Raw genomic sequence first — 17756 nt, forward strand, 5'->3', positions numbered from 1 at the left:
GCCGCGCTGTTCAGTGGTAGAAGGCGCGCAGGATGCGTGCTTCGCCGGTGTTGTCGTGGTGCAGTTCGCTCGCCGCACGCGTCGCTTCCATCATCCGGTTCAGCTGTTCCTCCTCGAAGCGGGCCAGTTCCTCGTTGGCTGCATTGAGCGCCACTGCCAGCTTGGCACGGGCGTTCTGGTACACGACACCGGTGTAGTGATCGGTATTCTTGAGCAATTCTTCCGCGTTTTCGATGACGAGACGCAGGTCGCCGATCAAGCGCTGCTGCGTCATGGAGCTTGGTTCTGGGGTTTCCATCTTCCTCACCTTTAGCCGAATGTTACGACTTCAATATAGAGAAGGGGGACTGCCCAAGTTTGTCAGCGCGCAAACGTCAACCCCTACCGTCGGGGACGGCTCGCCCGGTGCGACCCGCGGGTGCACACGGCGCGCCTGGACGCGATCAGCGCACGGTGATGCGGACGTCGCCCAGCGTCACCACCTGGCCCGAGCGGATCTTGGCCGTCTTGCGCAGTTCCTTCTTGCCGTCGACCGACACGTCGCCGCTCGCCACCACGTGCTTGCCGGCGCCGCCGCTGTCCACCACGCCGACCAGCTTCAGCAGCTGGTTCAGCTCGATGAACTCCGATGTCAATTCAAAAGTTGTCGTTTGCATTCTATCCTCGGTCAAAAATCAATGTCGTACTGTTGTGTTCGTTTAGACAACACAGTGCCTAAAATACGTCGCTCCTGCTTAAAACACGTCGCCCCGCTTAAAACACGTCGTCCCCGCGAAGGCGGGGACCCAAGTCATGCGCCGCGGCGGTGCATGCAATATTGGATCCCCGCGTGCGCGGGGACGACGGCAGATCGCCGGCGACGGCTTATGCCGGGCTCGGCCGCGTCATCTCGATCGGCACGATCCACTGGTCGAACTGCGCCTCGTCGACGAAGCCCGAGCGCAGTGCCGCCTGGCGCAGCGTGAGCCCGTCGTGCTGGGCGGTCTTGGCGATCTGGGCGGCGCGATCATACCCGATATGCGGGGCCAGCGCGGTCACCAGCATCAGCGACTGCTCCATCAGCTCGCCGATCCGCTTGCGGTTCGGTTCGATGCCCTGGGCGCAGTGCTCGTCGAACGACCGCATGCCGTCGGCCAGCAGGCGCGCGCTCTGCAGGAAGTTGTGGGCGATCATCGGCTTGAACACGTTCAGCTCGAAGTTGCCCTGGGACCCGCCGACGGTGAGCGCGACGTCGTTGCCGAACACCTGGCAACACAGCATCGTCAGCGCCTCGCACTGCGTGGGGTTCACCTTGCCCGGCATGATGGAGCTGCCCGGCTCGTTTTCCGGAATCGTGATCTCGCCCAGGCCCGAACGAGGGCCGGACGCCATCCAGCGCACATCGTTGGCGATCTTCATGAGCGCCGTGGCCAGCGTCTTGAAGGCGCCGTGCGCCAGCACCATCGCGTCGTGGCCGGCCAGCGCCATGAACTTGTTCGGCGCCGACTTGAATTGCAGGCCGGTACGCGACGAGATCTCGGCCGCGATGCGGTTGGCGAATTCCGGATGCGCGTTCAGGCCCGTGCCGACCGCCGTGCCGCCGGCGGCCAGCAGCAGCAGGCCGGGGAGGGCGTTCTTGATCGCGTGCTCGGAAAATTCCAGCTGCGCCACGTAGCCGGAGAATTCCTGGCCGAGCGTGAGCGGCGTCGCGTCCTGCAGGTGGGTGCGGCCGATCTTGACGATGTCGACGAAGTCGCGCGCCTTCACTTCCAGCGTGCCGCGCAACCTGGCCAGCGCCGGCAGCACGTCCTTGGCGACGGCCTGCGCGGCCGCCACGTGCATCGCGGTGGGGAACATGTCGTTCGACGACTGCCCCATGTTGACGTGGTCGTTCGGGTGCAGCAGGCGCGCTTCGCCGCGCTCGCCGCCCAGCAGTTCCGAGGCGCGGTTGGCCAGCACCTCGTTCATGTTCATATTGCTCTGCGTGCCGGAGCCGGTCTGCCAGACGGACAGCGGGAATTCGGACGGATGGCGGCCATCCAGCACCTCGTCGGCGGCGCGGATGATGGCGTCGGCCTTGTCCTGCGGGAGCTTGCCGAGCGAGCGATTGACGGCCGCGGCCGCGCGTTTCACCTGCGCCAGGGCGGCGACCAGCTCGGGCGGCATCGTTTCGCTCGAGATGTGGAAATGGTGCAGCGAGCGCTGGGTCTGCGCGCCCCACAGGCGATCGTTCGGTACGTCGATCGGGCCAAAGCTGTCCTTTTCAGTCCGGTTTTCCATGGAGGGATCCTGTTGGTTTGACAATGGATTAAAGAGTGTACCGCAACGACCGTTAACAACGCTGAAGCCCTTAATTTTCCACGCCATGGCCCGCCGTTCCCGCCTTTTCCTCGCCAGCCTCGCCCTTGCCGCGTTCGTGCCTGCCCATGCGGCCGAGCTGGGCGATCCGCGCGTGGTCTCCCATATCGGGCAACCCCTCGTGGCCGACGTCGAACTGACGATGCTCGAGGATGCCGCCACGCCCGTGCGCGTGCGCGTGGCCAGTCCGGATGTCTACGACGGTGCCGGCATCGCCGTGCCGCCCGTGCTGTCCAGCCTGAACCTGTCCGTGATGCGGCGCGACGGCCGCCAATTCCTGCACGTGACGTCGCTGCGTCCCGTCGACGCGGACCACGTGCACCTGTACCTGGAACTCGTCGACAAGGGCGACCGCGCCGTGCGCCTGGCCACGCTGTGGCTGACGCCCGATCCGAACCCCGCGCCTGCGCCTGCGCGCGTGGCCGGCCCGGTCGTCGTTCCCGAGCCTGCGGCTGTGCCCGCGCGCAAGCCCGGTCCGGTCGCCGTTCCCGGCCCCGCTGCGGCGCCCGTGTCCGCGCGCAAGGTCGCTGTTCCCGCGTCCGCGCCGCTGCCGCTGTCGGATGCCGTCCTGCTCGCCCAGGTGGAGCGGGCGCGGGCCGCGGCTGTCGCCGAGGCGCCGGCGCGGCCCGCGCACATCTCGGTGCGGCGGCCGCACCCGGCGCCCGCCGTCAACGCACCGGTCGCCGGGGCGCCCGCGCTGCCGGTGGCGCACCAGGACGCCCATCCGGCGGCCTGCGCGATCCCGGCCGGGGAGGCCCAGGCCTGCGCGGCCCTCGGCGCGAAGAACGACGAGTTGCGGTCCCGCCTCGGCCAGGTCGAGGACCGGATGAAGAAATTGCAGGCGTCGCTGGGCGTCTCCGGCACAGCCCAGCCGCCGGCGGGACCGGAGGCCAGAACGGCGCCGGCCAAGGCAGCCGCCGCTGCTGCAGGCCCGGTCGCGGCAGCCCCAGCCCCAGCCGCGGCAGCCCCCGTCGCGGCAACCCCGGCCGCAGCTGCGCCCGCCACGGACGCCGCCGTTGCCGCCGCGCACGAACAGCCGAAGCCCGTCGTGCCGGCCGGCCCGCGCCCCATCCATTCGATCAAACCGCTCGTGCCGCACAAGCCCAAGGCTCCGCCTCCGGACGCGGGCTTGCCGTGGGGCTGGATCGGCGCCGCCATCGGCGTGCTCGTATTGGCACTGGGCGGGGCGGGCGCCTTCGTCGTCGTGCGCCGGCGCAAGGCGGGCGGCGCTGCGGCGCCCGGCCTGTTCGGCAAGCTCAAGGCACGCTTTGCCGCCCGCACCCGGACGCCGCAGGCAGAGGCGCCGGAGCGCCGGACGACCGAGCCCGCCGAGCCGACGCTCGAGTAAACCGGCTCGTGTTCAAAATCTTCGCGCGAGTCGTCTACACAAGTCCGAATTTTGCGTTATACTGCGTTTCGATGATGTTTTGATCACAGATCAGAAGATCATAAAAACGGCTCAGGGTCCGCCGCAGCCACCACCGATTGCGTGGCGCGGGGTTGGACGGTCGCTGACGAAGCGCCTGAGTCCGGAAGCGGTTCGCCTGCCGACAGTGGCAGGTGGACGCCGGAGGCAACCGGCAAGAGGCGACGCCAGGGGATGCCTGGTGCTCGCTCTCCCCAATTCCGGCCCGCGCAGACGACCGACGTCGCTGCGCGGGTTTTTCGTTTGGCGGACACGTTGCGCAATGCGTTGGCCCCATGTCCGGCTGATCGCTACCATGGCGTGTCACCCGATCGGGCGTGCCGTTGCCCGTCGAGAAAGCAAAAAGCCCCTTGGACCGTGTCGAAGGGGCTTCGGGGCGGGAGGCGGGTGGATCAGTGGGCCGGGCTCAGGGCGCGGTCCAGCTGGCCCATCCAGGGCTCGGTGATGTCGCGCACGGCGCGGTCGTTGGCCATGATCTGCTTGAGCAGGTCGATCTTGCGCTTGCGCTCGACGCCGGCCAACGGCGGCACGCCGCTTTTCGCCGCGCTGGCTTGCAGGGCGCACTGGGTTTCCAGGCGGGCCAGTCCGTCCCAATCCCCTTCGCGCGCCGCCACGGCCATGCGGCTGCTCAGTGCGGCGATGTTTTCATACATTGCGAGGACTTCGTTGGACGTCATGACTGCGCTCCACTATCGGGACAACCACCGGCCGGATTACCGGTTGTCTGTCTTTTACGGCAGCGTTTTGGAGAACTTTAGGGTTTTCGAAAGATTTTTTTGAAATTTTTTTGGGGACGGCGCGTTATAGTGCTCGCCGGCGCGTGTCGGTCTGCCGCGACGCGCCAACGAGACCAATGAACTCTAGAAAAGGGACACCATGAACATCAGCTGGACGCCGATCAAGACCGCCATCGTTCTCGCGTTGTGCGGCACTGTGCTCGTTACCACGGGCGCGGGTGCATCCGGGCAGACCCCGCCCGCGGCCGCAGGGGCCGGGACCACCGCCGGGACCGCCCAGGCCGCCCTGCGGCCGGGCGACGATTTCTTTACCTGGGCCAACAAGGACTGGCTCGCCAAGACCGCCATCCCCGAGGACCGCAGCCGCTGGGGCGCGATGGACAATCTGGCGGAAGACACCAACCAGCGCATCGTCAAGCTGATCGAAGGCGTGAGCGACGATAAAAAGGCCGGTCCGGAGGCGCGCAAGGTCGCCGACTACTACAACGCCTACATGGACGAGGCCGCAATCGAGGCGCGCGGCGCGGCGCCCCTGAAGCCGGCGCTGGCGCAGATCGCCGCCATCAAGGACAAGGCCGGCCTCGTGCGCGCGCTGGGGGCGTCCGTGCGCGCGGACGTCGATCCGCTGAACAATACGCACTTTGCCACCGAAAATATCTTCGGCCTGTGGGTGGCGCCCGGCCTGCACGACCCGGCGCACAACTGGCCTTATCTGCTGCAGGGCGGCCTGGGCATGCCGGATCGCGCCTATTATCTGGACAACAACGAACGCATGGCCGGCCTGCGCGCGCAGTACCAGAAGCATATTGCCGCGATGCTGAAACTGGCCGGCTACGCCACGACGGATGCGGACGCCGACGCGCGCGCCGCGAAGATCTTCGCGCTCGAGGTCGACATCGCCAACGCCCACGGCACCCGCGCCGATTCCGCCGACGTGCTGAAAGCCGACAATACGTGGACCCGCAAGGATTTCGCCGCCCACGCCCCGGGCCTGGACTGGGACGCGTTCTTCAAGGCCGCGCGCCTGTCCGACCAGGACAAGTTCACCGTCTGGCACCCGTCCGCCGTGAAAGGCGAGGCGGCGCTCGTCGGCAAGACCGACCTGGCCACGTGGAAGGATTATCTTGCCTTCCACACCATCAACCGCATGGCCAACGTCTTGCCCAAGGCGTTCGTGGAGCAGCGTTTCGCGTTCTATGGCAAGGCGCTGTCCGGAACGCCGCAGCAGTCCGCGCGCTGGAAACGGGCGCTGGGCGCGACGAACGAGGCGATGGACGAGGCCGTCGGCAAGCTCTATGTGGCGAAATATTTTCCGGCCGACAACAAGGCGCAGCTGCAGCGGATGGTCGCCAACATCGTGACGGCGTTCGGCAAGCGCATCGACAAGCTCGACTGGATGGCGCCCGCCACCCGCGCCCAGGCCAAGGAAAAACTCAGGACGCTGTACGTGGGCGTCGGTTATCCGGACAAGTGGAAATCGTATGCCGGCCTCAAGGTCGAACCGAAGGATGCGTTCGGCAACGCGCTGCGCGCCGACGCCTTCCACACGGACCAGGAACTGGCGAAACTGCACGCGAAGCCGGACCGCACGGCATGGTCGATGCCGCCGCAGCTCGTCAACGCCGTCAACCTGCCGCTGCAGAACGCGCTGAACTTCCCGGCCGCGATCCTGCAGCCGCCGTTCTTCGATCCGAAGGCGCCGGACGCCGTCAACTACGGCGCGATCGGCGCCATCATCGGCCACGAGATCAGCCACAGCTTCGACGACCAGGGTTCCCAGTTCGACGCCCAGGGCCGCCTGCGCGACTGGTGGACGAAGCAGGACATGGAGCACTTCAAGGCCGCGTCGCACAAGCTCGTCGAGCAGTACAACGCCTATAAACCTTACCCCGACCTCGCCGTCAACGGCCAGCTGACCCTGTCCGAAAACCTGGCCGACCTGGCCGGCCTGGAAGCGTCGTACGACGCCTACCACGCCGCCGCCGGCAAGAATGCGACGGAAGAAACCGACCGCCAGTTCTTCACCGGTTACGCGCAGAGCTGGCGCACGAAGGCGCGCGAGGCGGCCGAGCGGCGCGGCATCCTGACCGACGGCCACGCGCCGCCGCAATACCGCACGGCCACGGTGCGCAACCTGGACGCGTGGTACAAGGCGTTCGACGTGCAGCCGGGCCAGGCGCTGTACCTGCCGCCGGACGAGCGCGTGCGCGTCTGGTAAGCGTCCTTCGGCGGGACGGCTTATGTCCCGCGGGTAAGCTGCGCCGGTCGGCAAGAGGCCCGGACTAGAATGATCCGGGCATCTTTCATCGCGGTTATTGCTTATGAAACAGCACCATCTCGATGTCGACCGGCGCATCGTTCATCACTTCCTGCATATGATCGAAGACGACTACGAAGACATCACCCGCCGCACGCTGCACCATTACGACGACAATGCGCGCCGTTTCTTTGCCGGCACGATCGACCATGACGTCAGCCAGAACATCGAGGCGCTGCTGACGGCCATCGAAGCGCCGGCACCGTACACGATCCTCGACTTCGGCTGCGGCCCCGGCCGCGATCTCAAGACGTTCGCGGCGCTCGGCCACCGTGCCATCGGCCTGGACGGCAGCGAGCAGTTCGTGGCGATGGCGCACGAGTACAGCGGCTGCGAAGTGTGGCACCAGAACTTCATCGACCTGCATCTGCCGGACGGGGTCTTCGACGGCGTGTTCGCCAACGCGTCGCTGTTCCACGTGCCGCGCGACCTGTTGCCGAAAGTGTTGAGCGAGTTGTACGCGACCCTGAAGCCGGGCGGCGTGCTGTTCAGCTCGAATCCGCGCGGCCATAACGAAGAGGGCTGGAACGGGCCGCGCTACGGCAGCTTCCACGATTACCCGGCCTGGGAGCGGTATGTCGTCGCGGCGGGCTTCGTGCCGCTGCGCCATTACTATCGGCCGGAAGGCGTGCCGCGCGAGCAGCAGCCATGGCTGGCCAGCGTCTGGCGCAAGCCCGTTTGACGAATATTTTCTTTTGTTAGTTTGCGTACAGAATGAAGATCGGCATCCAATTATTCTGAATGCATCCCGCTTGATTCAGCAAGCGGTCTTACTCACCAAGGAGGATTCCGACATGAACGACGACCAAATCAAAGGTAAAGCCAAGGACATCGGCGGTAAGGTTCAGGAGGAAGTCGGCAAGGTTGTCGGCAGCAGCGAGCAGCAAGCCAAGGGCCTGTCCAAGCAGGTCGAAGGCAAGGTGCAGGAAAAGGCCGGCGATCTGCGCGACGCGATCGACAAGGGCAATCGCTGATACCCGAATAGCAGGCAAGCAAAAAAACAGCCGCGATCTGCGGCTGTTTTTCATGGAAGCGCGACGTTTATTTCGCTTCGGTCCCGCCCAGGTGCTTCTTGAAGAACGCCTCGATCAAGCCATACACGTGGCGCTGACCCGCACGCGACGAAATGCCATGCTTGGCGCCCGGATACGTCATCAGCTCGAACTGCACGTTGCGGTTGACGAGCGCGTCGATCAGGCGCGTCGAGTTCGTGAACAGCACGTTGTCGTCGGCCATGCCGTGCACCAGCAGCAGCGGCGATTTCAGGCCGTCAAGGTGCGCGAACACGCCGCTGCGCTCGTAGGCGGCGGGGTCCGATTGCGGCGTCGCGCCCACGAATTGCTCCGTGTAGTGGGTGTCGTACAGCGACCAGTCCGTCACCGGCGCCACCGCCACGCCCATCGCGATCTTGCTTGAGCCGGCTTCCAGCAGGCGCAGGGTCATGAAGCCGCCATAGCTCCAGCCGAACACGCCCACGCGCTTCGGGTCGACGAAGCTTTGCTGGGCGAGCCAGTCGATGCCCGTCAGCTGGTCCTCGACTTCGTGTGCGCCGAGGTTGCCGTAGATGACGTCGGTGAAGGCGCGTTCGCGGCGCGACGAGCCGCGGTTGTCCAGCACGAACACGACGAAGCCCTGCTGCGCCATGTACTGGTTGAACAGGCTGCCCCACTGGCGCGTCACGCGCTGCGAGTGCGGGCCGCCGTACGTGAACAGGAAGACCGGGTAGCGCTTGGCCGCATCGAAATGGGCCGGCTTGATCATCGAGTAGTGCAGCGTCTGGCCATCGTGCGCCTTGATGGTCCCGTATTCCGTCGGCAAATGATCCTTCACATAGTTCGCGTACGGGTGGGATGCGTTCAGCTCGTTATGCTCGAGCCACTCGACCATGGCGCCGTCGGCGCGGCGGATCGACACTTGCGGCGGCGTGTCCGGATCGGAGAAGGTGTCGACGAAAATCTTGCCGTTGCGGGCGAACACGTCCTCGTGCCAGCCGTCCTGCTTCGTCAGCCGCACGGGGTGGTTCGCATTGCTGCCGTCCAGGTTCAGCGCGTACGCCTGCTTGTCGATGACGGCGTCCTTGTTCGACGCGATATAGACCTTGCCGGCCTGTTCGTCGACGGCGAGGATGTTGTCGACGCCCCATTCGCCGCTCGAGATCGGGTGCAGCAGCTTGCCGGACATGTCGTACAAGTACAGATGCTTGCGGCCGCTGCGCTCGGACGCCCAGATGAACGCATTCCGGTGGCTGAGGAAGCGCAGGTCGTCGTGGATGCTGACCCAGGTCTTCGACGTTTCGCTCAAGAGCGGGCGCTGGGCCAGCGTGGCGGCGTCGACCGCGACGAGGTCGAGGCGCTTCTGGTCGCGCGACTGGCGCTGGTAGACGAGCGTCCTGCCGTCCGCGCTCCAGTCGGCGCGCACGAGGTAGATATCCTTCTCGGGGCCGAGGTCGACCTGCTTCTGCGCGCCCGTTGCCGGGTTCACGATCATCAGGTCGATCAGCACGTTCTTCGCGCCCGCGGCGGGGTAGCGCTGGTCGATGACTTCGGTGCGGTCGGCGAAGATCTCGAAGCGGCGCGCGACGGGCACCTGGGCCTCGTCGTAGCGGCGGTAGGCGATGGCGGAATCGTCCGGTGCCCAGTAATAGCCCGTCTGCTGGTCCATCTCTTCCTGCGCGACGAATTCCGCTTCGCCGTTGTGCACGGTGCCCTTGCCGTCCGTCGTCAGCTGGCGCTCCTGGCCTGTCGCCAGGTCGATGACGAACAGGTTCTGGTCGCGCACGTACGAGACGTAGCGGCCTTTCGGCGAAATCTTCGGGTCGCCGACGTTGCCCGACGCAACCTTGCGCGCGGCATCCGGCTTGTTAACATCGACGAGGTACAGGTCGCCCGCGATCGGGACCAGCAGCTGCTTGCCGTCCGGCGACCAGCTGTAGCTCAGGATGCCGGACAGGCTGGCCGTGCGGGCGCGCTCGCGCCGGGCCTTCTCTTCCAGCGACAGGTTTTCGTTGGGGACCAGTTGCTTGGAGTCGACCAGGCGGTGCGTGGTCTTGTCCTTCATGTTGAATTCCCACAGGTCCAGCTGGAACTGGTTGTCGGCGCGTCCGCGCAGGAAGGTCACGCGTTCGCCGTCGGGCGAGACGCGCAGGCTGCGGACGCCTGGACCGGACAACGCCGGGTCGGCGTGGATACGGTCCAGCGTCAGCCGTTCCGCATGTGCGGGAACGGCCGACAATGCGGCTAAAAGGCAGAGAAGAGGGCGCATGGAATCTCTTGGGTAAAGAATGGGGAAATTTATTTTCTGCAACGGCGGAACGATACCAGAGTCGATCCGGAAAAGCTGCAAATACGTCCCCGCGCCACGCCCGCGCGAAGCGATGGCGAATTGTCAAAGATGGATGGATCGTAATGTTTGCATTCGATGCCATCGCATATGATCTCCTCGTCGGCGCCCCAATGCCGACAATAGGATGAAACTCTCTCCTAGGGTTATGCCGATGGATTCCCCGTCCATCGGCTTTTTTTTGCCCGAAAGATTGTGCCAAAAACCGGGCTCTGACCCCGAATTCACGACTTCATGCGACCTCGCGGACGCGCAGCTTCGACAACTGGTTCAGCGACCACGCCAGCAGCACGGCGGCCACGGTCAGGCCCAGCACGAGGCCGATCCAGAAGCCGGTCGCCGCCATCGGCTTGCCCGGCGACCACGGGAACCAGTCCGGCGCCAATCCGAGAATCCAGCCGACGGGCAGGGCGACGCCCCAGAACGCGATCATCTGGATCACCATCGGCGAGCGCGTCACCTTGTAGCCGCGGATGGCGGACGCGGCCGCGACCTGCGTCGCATCCGACAACTGGAACAGGGCGGCGAACAGCAGCAGCATCACGCACGTGGCCTGGACGCCCGCGTCCGACGTGTACATCGCCGCGATCTGCCAGCGGAACAAGGCGATGCAGATGGCCGACAGCAGGCCGAACGCGATGCACATCCCGGTGCCGACCCACGCGACGAAGCGCGCGCGCACCGGATTGCCTTCGCCCATCGCCTGGCCCACGCGCGTCAGCGCGCCGATGCCGAAACTCAAGGGCACCATGAACACGAGCGAGACGAAATTCAGCGCGATCTGGTGCGCCGATACCTCGATCACGCCGAAGCGCGCGACGAGCAGGCTGATGATGCCGAACGCGCTGACCTCCGCGAAATACGTGATGCCGATGGGCAGGCCCAGGCGCAGCATGCTGCCGATCTCTTTCCAGTTCGGCCCTTCCCAGCGCGTGAACGGATACGTCAGGCGGTAGGCGACGCCCCATTTGATCCACCAGACCATCGCGCCGAGCATCAGCCACATGCCGGTCGCCGTCGACAGCGCACAGCCGAGCGCGCCCAGCCTGGGCAGGCCGAACTCGCCGAAGATGAACAGCCAGTTCATGACGATGTTGTAGAGCAGGCCGCAGATGGCGATGACCATGATGGGCTTGGTCTGGTTGATGCTCGTCGTGTAGCCGTACAGCGCGCGGTAGCAGGCGAACGCGGGCATGCCGAAGCTGATGATGTGCAGGAACGTCGACGCACGGTCGGCCACGGCCGCGTCGAGGCCGATGTGGTCGAACACGAGCGTGCACAGGTTCGCGGCGAGGCATCCCGCGACGCCGACGCCGAAGCCCATCCACAGCGATTCGCGCACCGAGTGCGAGATGCGGTCGTAGCGGCCGGCGCCCATCTCGTGCGAGACGACCGAGTTCACGGCCATCATGATGCCCATGACGGTCACGAGGATGATCGACCACACGGACGTGCCGAGCGACACGGCGGCGAGTTCGGCCGCGCTGACGTGGCCCGTCATGGCGACGTCCGCCACGCCCATGCCGACGGTCGCGAGCTGGCCCACGAGCATGGGCCACGAGAGCCGCCACAGCGTGGCGATCTCGGTGCGGACGGGATGCGCCGCGCGGGCGCCGGTGCTGGACAAATTCGTCATGTTCGGTTTGCTGGGAGAAACCGCGCATTTTACTGAGGAATTGCCAAGCCCGTGTGACCGGCGCGCGACGCGCTCGGGACTGCCTCAGCGCTGCGCCAACGTCGTTCCCGGCACCGACTTCAGGTAGGCATACAACGCCCGCAGGTCCGTCTCGTTCATCTGCCGGAACGACCCGAACGGCATCACGGCACTGACCGCGCTGCCGTCCGGCCGATGGCCCGTCCTGAGCATGGCGATGAACGCGTCCGGCGTCGGATACCGGTTCATCGCACTGCCCTTGCCGGGCGCCAGCCGGGCGGCGGGCGGCCACGACGGCGGCGCGCCCGGCACGCGGCCGCCGGCCAGGTCCGCGCCGTGGCAGCCGATGCAGGTGGCGGCGACATAGGCGCCATACGCCGGCGTGACGGCGGCCGGCACGGCCTGCGGCGGCGCCAGCGCGTGGTCGATCTTTTCCGATGCGTCCTTGATGACGCCGAACGCGTACAGCGCCTTGACGGGCACCGGCACGTCGACGACGGCCTTCGCCCCGGACACGGGCCGCATCTGCTCCAGGTAGGCGACGAGCGCCGCCATGTCCTCGTCGCTGAGGCGGCTGTAATCCTCGCTGGGCATGATCATGACGGGATTGCCGTTCGGCTTGACGCCATGGCGCACGGTACGCACCCAGTCGACGACGCGGTAGTGCGCCGTGGTGCCGTTCGGACCCGCCGTGATGTTGGGCGCGACGACGAGCATGCCGCCGTCGCGCACGACGGTCTTGCCGGCGCCGTCCGCACCGTGGCACTCGGCGCAGCCGCGCGTGTTGTACAGGTAGCGACCGTGGTCGACCCGGGCGACGTCGGGCACGATGTCGAGCGGACGCACGTCCAGCGTGATGCTGCGTGCCATCTTGCGTTCCCCCAGCACCTTGCCGACGCCGGCCGTGGCCACGCCCAGCAGGGCGAGTGCCGCCAATGCGATGCTCGTGCGCCTGACCCATTTGCTCACCATGATTTTCCCCTTGTTGGACGAACGGCAACACGAGGAATCTAGCACTGCCGTTCATGGCCCGATACTGGTTGAAATGCTAATGACGGCCGGGCGAACACGATGCGTCATGCGTCAAGCATGCATCATCGAACGGCGTCGCGATTCACTTCGTCGTGAAGCTGGTGAGCCACTGCGGGTTGGCGTCCTTGCTCCAGTTCGCCGTGCCGTTCATCGCCTTGGCCCACCATATCGTTGACGGCCGCCATGGCCGCCGCATTGTCGTAGGTCTCGCTGGTGCCCACGATGTCGATGAACACGTAGGGGCCCGGCCCGGACGGCTCCACGCCGGCGATGCTGTAGCTCATCGAGCACGAGCCGCGGGCGGTGCCGGCGCCAAGGCTACGCCGGTAACTCATCACGTAGTCCGGCCAGTTCATCACACGCCTGCCCACGGAGGCCTTGTCTGATAGACACTTCTAGTGAAGCCTGGGAAGTGGCTTTGAGCTAAAAACCATTACAGGGGAAAGACAGTGCGTATATGTTTCTTGATAAGTCTTGCTTTGTTCTTGATCAATTTCGCATCGGCCCAAGCGGCGACTTGGCAGCCGTCGCCGGAACATCGGCAGATTGCAATTTGGCCTGGTGCAATACCTAATGCAACATCTATTGAACAGCCAGAGTCGGTAGTTCATGCAACAGGACACGGTGGGTGGATGCAGATCAATGACGTCAGCAACCCGACGATGACGGTGTACCCGCCGAAGGGCCTGAACACTGGAGCTGCTGTCATCGTATTTCCCGGCGGGGGATTCCGAGTCTTGGCCATCGATCTGGAAGGTACCGAAATCTGCGATTGGCTGACATCCCAGGGGATGACTTGCGTATTGCTCAAATACCGCGTCCCCGGCGGGAATGACTACTTTGACGAAAAATGTCGATGCAGAATCTTTCCAAAGATACCACTCGCGCTACAGGATGCGCAGCGGACCATTAAGCTAGTGCGATCGAAGGCGAGAGAGATGAACCTGAACCCGCGAAAGATCGGCGTCATCGGCTTCTCGGCAGGGGGCTATTTGGTGGCGCAGGTCAGCAATATTGTCTCGTCTGCCTACGCAACGGTTGATGCTGTGGACGAGCTAAGCAGTCGCCCTGACTTTGCTATTGCGCTTTATCCGGGTCACCTTTGTCGCTCTGGAGCACTCGAATCAAGCATTCACGTGACGAAGGAAACGCCGCCCACATTTCTAGTGCAAGCTTGGGACGACCCGGTCGACCCCATCTGCAATAGCACGCTGTATGCCCGGGCGCTCAATGAGGCAGGTGTATCGGCAGAGGTTCATTTGTTTGCAAAGGGCGGACACGCTTTCGGTCTTAGGGAAAAAGACCATCCGATAACCGCCTGGCCATCGTTGCTGAAAAGCTGGCTAAAGGAAATCGGCGTTCTATAAATGCGATAAATTAATGTCACTTTGGGTTGATAGCGGTTTCTCGACACCAAGCGTCTGGTAGGAAGTGATTGAAAAGCAAGCCCCCCGCCTCAACATACGGGTGAACCAACCATCCAACCCGATCGGGAGCGACGCTCGTGGAATACAAGGACTACTACCAGACCCTTGGTGTCGAGAAAACGGCGACCCAGGACGATATCAAGAAGGCGTACCGCAAGCTGGTGCGGCAGTACCACCCCGACGTCAGCAAGCACAAGGACGCGGACGCGAAGACCAAGGAAATCAACGAAGCCTACGATGTGCTGGGCGACGCCGAAAAGCGTGCCGCCTATGATGAGCTGGGGCGGGGCCATCGTCCCGGCCAGGGCTTCCAGCCGCCGCCGGACTGGGGCACGCAGTTCGATTTCGGCGGCGCCGGTGCGGACGATTTCTTCAACGACCTGTTCTCCCACGTGGGCCGGCGTGCGCGCGGCGGCGCGGGCGCGGGCGCAGGCGCGCGGGCGGGCGGCGGCGGTTTTCAGATGCCCGGCGAAGACATCCACGCGGCGATCGCCATCGACCTGCGCGACGCCTACCAGGGCGCCACGCGCACCATCAGCCTGCGCGTCCCGCAGCACGATGCGCAGGGCCAGGTGACGATGCAGGACAAGACGCTCAGCGTGAACATCCCGCAAGGCGTCACGCCGGGCCAGCAGCTGCGCATGCGCGGGCAGGGGCATCCGGGATTCGGCGGCGGGCCGGCCGGCGACCTCTACCTGGAAATCCAGTTGAACCCCGACGCGCGCTATCGCGTCGAAGGAACACACGTGTACCAGGACGTGCCCGTGGCCCCGTGGGAAGCGGCGCTGGGTGCGAGCATCCCGGTGCAGACGCCGTCCGGCACGGTCGAGGTGACGGTGCCGCCGGGGTCGCAGAGCGGGCGCAAGCTGCGCCTGAAAGGACGCGGCATTCCCGCCAGGACGCCGGGCGATTTGTACCTGATGCTGAACGTGGTGTTGCCGCCCGCCACGAGCGAACGGGCGCGCGAGCTGTACGAGGCGATGGCGCGCGACCTTGCCTTCAATCCACGCGAACGCATAGGAGCCTGAACGATGCATGACGATATTCTCACCGGCGTGCTGCTGGAGGACGTGGCGCTGACCCTCGACGAACTGGCGCGCGCCTGCAACGTGGAACCCGACTGGGTCGTGCGCCACGTGCGCGCGGGGGTGCTGGGCGGCGAGGTCAGCGTGCAGGTGACGAGCTGGCGTTTCCGCAGCAACGACCTGGCCAGGGCCCGGCACCTGCTGAGCGTCGAGCGCGATTTCGACGCCAACGAGGACCTCGCCGCGCTCGTGGTCGACATGGCCGACGAGATCCGCCGCCTGCGCGCGCGCCTGCGTGTGCTGGGCGTCGATGCCGGTAACGGCTGAGCACTGCGCCGGCGCCCGTGCGCCGGTTTTTCGGCGGGCTCGGGCGGCACGAGGCGTGCGCGAGAATCCCCGTGTTATCTTGCCCTCATGCTCAAACGACCGACCGACGCCAACGCACCGTTTTGCCCGTCCGAAGTCTCAGGCACCGTCAACGTGCCCGAGAACGGTCCGCTGTGGAAAAAGATCCTGCGCTATGCCGGCCCCGGGCTGCTCGTGTCGGTGGGCTATATGGACCCGGGCAACTGGGCCACCGCCATCCAGGGGGGCTCCCAGTTCGGTTACGACCTCCTGTTCGTCGTCGTGCTGTCCAGCCTGGCGGCCATCGTGCTGCAATGCCTCAGCATGCGGCTCGGCATCGTCACGGGCAAGGATCTGGCGGTACATTGCCGCGAGCAATATTCGCCGGTCCAAGCGAAGGGTCTATGGGCATTCGCCGAGCTGTCGATCATCGCCTGCGACCTGGCCGAAGTGCTCGGCTGCGCACTCGCATTCAAGCTGCTGCTGGGGGTGTCGCTGCCCGTCGGCGTGGCGCTGACGGCGCTCGATACCATCATCGTGCTGGGCCTCAAGGGCAAGGGATTCCGGCGACTGGAAGCCATCGTGCTGGGGCTCATCCTGACCATCGGCGTCTGCCTGTTCGCCGAACTGTTCCTCGTCGACCCGGACCCGCTCGCCGTCATGGCTGGCCTCGTGCCGTCGCTGGAAAAGCTGGGCCAGCGCGACGCGCTGTACCTCGCCATCGGCATCCTCGGTGCGACCGTCATGCCGCATAACCTGTACCTGCACTCGTCCGTCGTGCAGACGCGCATCATGCGCCACGACCTCAACCAGGACGGCACACGGCTGGCCGAAGCGATCAAGCTGTCGCGCATCGATACCGTCGTGTCGCTGTTCCTCGCGCTGTTCATCAACGGCGCGATCCTCGTGCTGGCCGCCGCCGCGTTTTATAAACCGGGCGGCGGTAACGTGATGGACATCGACCAGGCCTATTACCTGCTGGCCCCCGTGGCGGGCACGGCGGCGGCGGCCATCCTGTTCGGCCTGGCGCTGCTGGCGTCCGGCCAGAGCTCCACGTTCACAGGCACCATCGCCGGCCAGGTCATCATGGAAGGCTTCTTGAAACTCAGGATTCCTGGCTGGCAGCGCCGCCTGCTCACGCGCGCGCTGGCGTTGGGGCCGGCGATGGTCGGCGTGCTCACGCTGGGCGACCACGTCATCGGCAAGATGCTCGTCGGCAGCCAGGTCGTGCTGAGCCTGCAATTGCCGTTCGCCATGTATCCGTTGATCCGTTTGACGGGAAGAGGCGACCTGATGGGGCAGTTCGTCAATGCCTGGTGGACTCAGGCGCTGTCGTGGTTCCTGTTCGTCGTCATCTCCAGTGCGAATCTCTGGCTGGTGTGGCAGGCGCTGTTCGGCTGACCCGGCCATATCTTCGCGCGCGCCGTTCCGGATCGGGCAAATCTACAATGCACTTCCTGCTTAGCTATTTTTTGAACGCTGATACGGAGGTTACATGCAACGAGGAACGAACCAGGCCCTGCAGGGCAAACGCGTGGCCATCCTTATGACGGATGGCGTGGAGCAAGTCGAATATACGGGCCCGCGCGGCTTTCTCGAACAACAGGGCGCCCAGGTGACGCTCGTGTCTCCAAAACCCACCGGCGACGAGATCCAGGGCTTCAATCACCTGACCCCGGCCGACAAATTCAAGGTCGAACTGGACGTGCGCGACGCGCGCCCGGCCGACTTCGACGCGCTCGTGCTGCCGGGCGGCGTCGCCAACCCGGACCAGTTGCGCCTGTCGATGGAAGCGATCACATTCATTCGCGCATTCGGCCGCGAGAACAAGCCGATCGCCGCGATCTGCCACGGGCCGTGGACGCTGATCGACGCCGACCTCGTCACCGGCAAGCACGTCACCAGCTGGCCCACCTTGCAGCTCGACCTGCAGAATGCCGGAGCGGAATGGACCGATGAACCGGTCGTCGTCGACGGCAAGCTCGTCACGAGCCGCAAGCCGGACGACATCCCGGCCTTCAACCAGGCCCTGCTGAGCGAGCTGCAGTCGGCCGGGCAGACGCGCCACTGACGCATCCTTCGCGTGATCGATGCGCCGGCGCTTTTCTTGTTGCGCA

General features: G+C 65.3%; 17 protein-coding genes. 9 read left to right on the forward strand and 8 right to left on the reverse strand.

Features of this window, described 5'->3' with window-relative positions; all coding sequences use genetic code 11:
* Nucleotides 1–10: 10 nt before the first annotated feature.
* From ACEN9Q_RS04075 to fumC, 3 genes are all read right to left on the reverse strand, one after another.
* Entirely contained in the window at nucleotides 11–298 is a 288-nt protein-coding gene (locus ACEN9Q_RS04075; RefSeq protein ID WP_056440596.1) for a DUF883 domain-containing protein, read from the reverse strand.
* Between the two features lie 145 nt (nucleotides 299–443).
* On the reverse strand, nucleotides 444–656 hold the full coding sequence (locus ACEN9Q_RS04080; protein WP_056440594.1) for an RNA-binding S4 domain-containing protein: 213 nt from the start codon (nucleotides 654–656) through the stop codon (nucleotides 444–446).
* 208 nt (nucleotides 657–864) lie between these two features.
* Nucleotides 865–2259: a class II fumarate hydratase gene (fumC, locus tag ACEN9Q_RS04085; protein WP_495627458.1), complete on the reverse strand. Its 1395-nt coding sequence runs from the start codon at nucleotides 2257–2259 to the stop codon at nucleotides 865–867.
* Nucleotides 2260–2344: 85 nt separating this feature from the next.
* On the opposite strand from fumC, the gene ACEN9Q_RS04090 reads away from it, so the two are divergent.
* Entirely contained in the window at nucleotides 2345–3685 is a 1341-nt protein-coding gene (locus ACEN9Q_RS04090) for a type IV pilus assembly protein FimV (protein WP_495627459.1), read from the forward strand.
* 470 nt (nucleotides 3686–4155) lie between these two features.
* On the opposite strand, the gene ACEN9Q_RS04095 is transcribed toward ACEN9Q_RS04090, so the two are convergent.
* A complete protein-coding gene (locus ACEN9Q_RS04095; protein WP_258818456.1) occupies nucleotides 4156–4440 on the reverse strand; it encodes a flagellar protein FliT in 285 nt (94 codons plus the stop codon).
* Between the two features lie 199 nt (nucleotides 4441–4639).
* Here ACEN9Q_RS04095 and ACEN9Q_RS04100 point away from each other — a divergent pair, with 199 nt between their 5' ends.
* The 3 genes from ACEN9Q_RS04100 to ACEN9Q_RS04110 all read left to right on the forward strand — a co-directional run bounded on the left by ACEN9Q_RS04100 (nucleotide 4640) and on the right by ACEN9Q_RS04110 (nucleotide 7791).
* Complete coding sequence (locus ACEN9Q_RS04100; protein WP_495627460.1) at nucleotides 4640–6718, forward strand: M13 family metallopeptidase; 2079 nt, start codon at nucleotides 4640–4642, stop codon at nucleotides 6716–6718.
* Nucleotides 6719–6869: 151 nt separating this feature from the next.
* On the forward strand, nucleotides 6870–7499 hold the full coding sequence (locus ACEN9Q_RS04105) for a class I SAM-dependent methyltransferase (protein ID WP_495628913.1): 630 nt from the start codon (nucleotides 6870–6872) through the stop codon (nucleotides 7497–7499).
* 112 nt (nucleotides 7500–7611) lie between these two features.
* A complete protein-coding gene (locus ACEN9Q_RS04110) occupies nucleotides 7612–7791 on the forward strand; it encodes a CsbD family protein (protein ID WP_056440586.1) in 180 nt (59 codons plus the stop codon).
* A 67-nt stretch (nucleotides 7792–7858) separates the two neighbouring features.
* On the opposite strand, the gene ACEN9Q_RS04115 is transcribed toward ACEN9Q_RS04110, so the two are convergent.
* The 4 genes from ACEN9Q_RS04115 to ACEN9Q_RS04130 form a co-directional block, all read right to left on the reverse strand.
* Complete coding sequence (locus ACEN9Q_RS04115; RefSeq protein ID WP_495627461.1) at nucleotides 7859–10078, reverse strand: S9 family peptidase; 2220 nt, start codon at nucleotides 10076–10078, stop codon at nucleotides 7859–7861.
* 310 nt (nucleotides 10079–10388) lie between these two features.
* On the reverse strand, nucleotides 10389–11792 hold the full coding sequence (locus tag ACEN9Q_RS04120) for an MATE family efflux transporter (protein WP_495627462.1): 1404 nt from the start codon (nucleotides 11790–11792) through the stop codon (nucleotides 10389–10391).
* Nucleotides 11793–11876: 84 nt separating this feature from the next.
* The gene (locus tag ACEN9Q_RS04125) at nucleotides 11877–12782 is read right to left on the reverse strand and encodes a c-type cytochrome (RefSeq protein ID WP_229412903.1); all 906 of its coding nucleotides are present in this window, start codon (nucleotides 12780–12782) and stop codon (nucleotides 11877–11879) included.
* 122 nt (nucleotides 12783–12904) lie between these two features.
* Nucleotides 12905–13198, reverse strand: coding sequence for a hypothetical protein (locus ACEN9Q_RS04130; RefSeq protein ID WP_495627463.1), 294 nt, complete (start codon nucleotides 13196–13198; stop codon nucleotides 12905–12907).
* A gap of 276 nt (nucleotides 13199–13474) precedes the next feature.
* Between ACEN9Q_RS04130 and ACEN9Q_RS04135 the strand changes: the two genes are divergently transcribed.
* The 5 genes from ACEN9Q_RS04135 to ACEN9Q_RS04155 all read left to right on the forward strand — a co-directional run bounded on the left by ACEN9Q_RS04135 (nucleotide 13475) and on the right by ACEN9Q_RS04155 (nucleotide 17710).
* On the forward strand, nucleotides 13475–14209 hold the full coding sequence (locus ACEN9Q_RS04135) for an alpha/beta hydrolase (protein ID WP_229412904.1): 735 nt from the start codon (nucleotides 13475–13477) through the stop codon (nucleotides 14207–14209).
* Between the two features lie 137 nt (nucleotides 14210–14346).
* Nucleotides 14347–15297: a DnaJ C-terminal domain-containing protein gene (locus ACEN9Q_RS04140; RefSeq protein WP_495627464.1), complete on the forward strand. Its 951-nt coding sequence runs from the start codon at nucleotides 14347–14349 to the stop codon at nucleotides 15295–15297.
* A 3-nt stretch (nucleotides 15298–15300) separates the two neighbouring features.
* Nucleotides 15301–15621 (forward strand): chaperone modulator CbpM, encoded by a 321-nt coding sequence (locus ACEN9Q_RS04145; RefSeq protein ID WP_056450512.1) that lies wholly within the window; start codon nucleotides 15301–15303, stop codon nucleotides 15619–15621.
* An 87-nt stretch (nucleotides 15622–15708) separates the two neighbouring features.
* Nucleotides 15709–17040 (forward strand): Nramp family divalent metal transporter, encoded by a 1332-nt coding sequence (locus ACEN9Q_RS04150; protein ID WP_495627465.1) that lies wholly within the window; start codon nucleotides 15709–15711, stop codon nucleotides 17038–17040.
* Nucleotides 17041–17134: 94 nt separating this feature from the next.
* Nucleotides 17135–17710, forward strand: a complete 576-nt coding sequence (locus ACEN9Q_RS04155; RefSeq protein WP_056450516.1) for a type 1 glutamine amidotransferase domain-containing protein — start codon at nucleotides 17135–17137, stop codon at nucleotides 17708–17710.
* Nucleotides 17711–17756 lie beyond the last annotated feature (46 nt).

The organism is Massilia sp. Masssp93 (assembly GCF_059491295.1).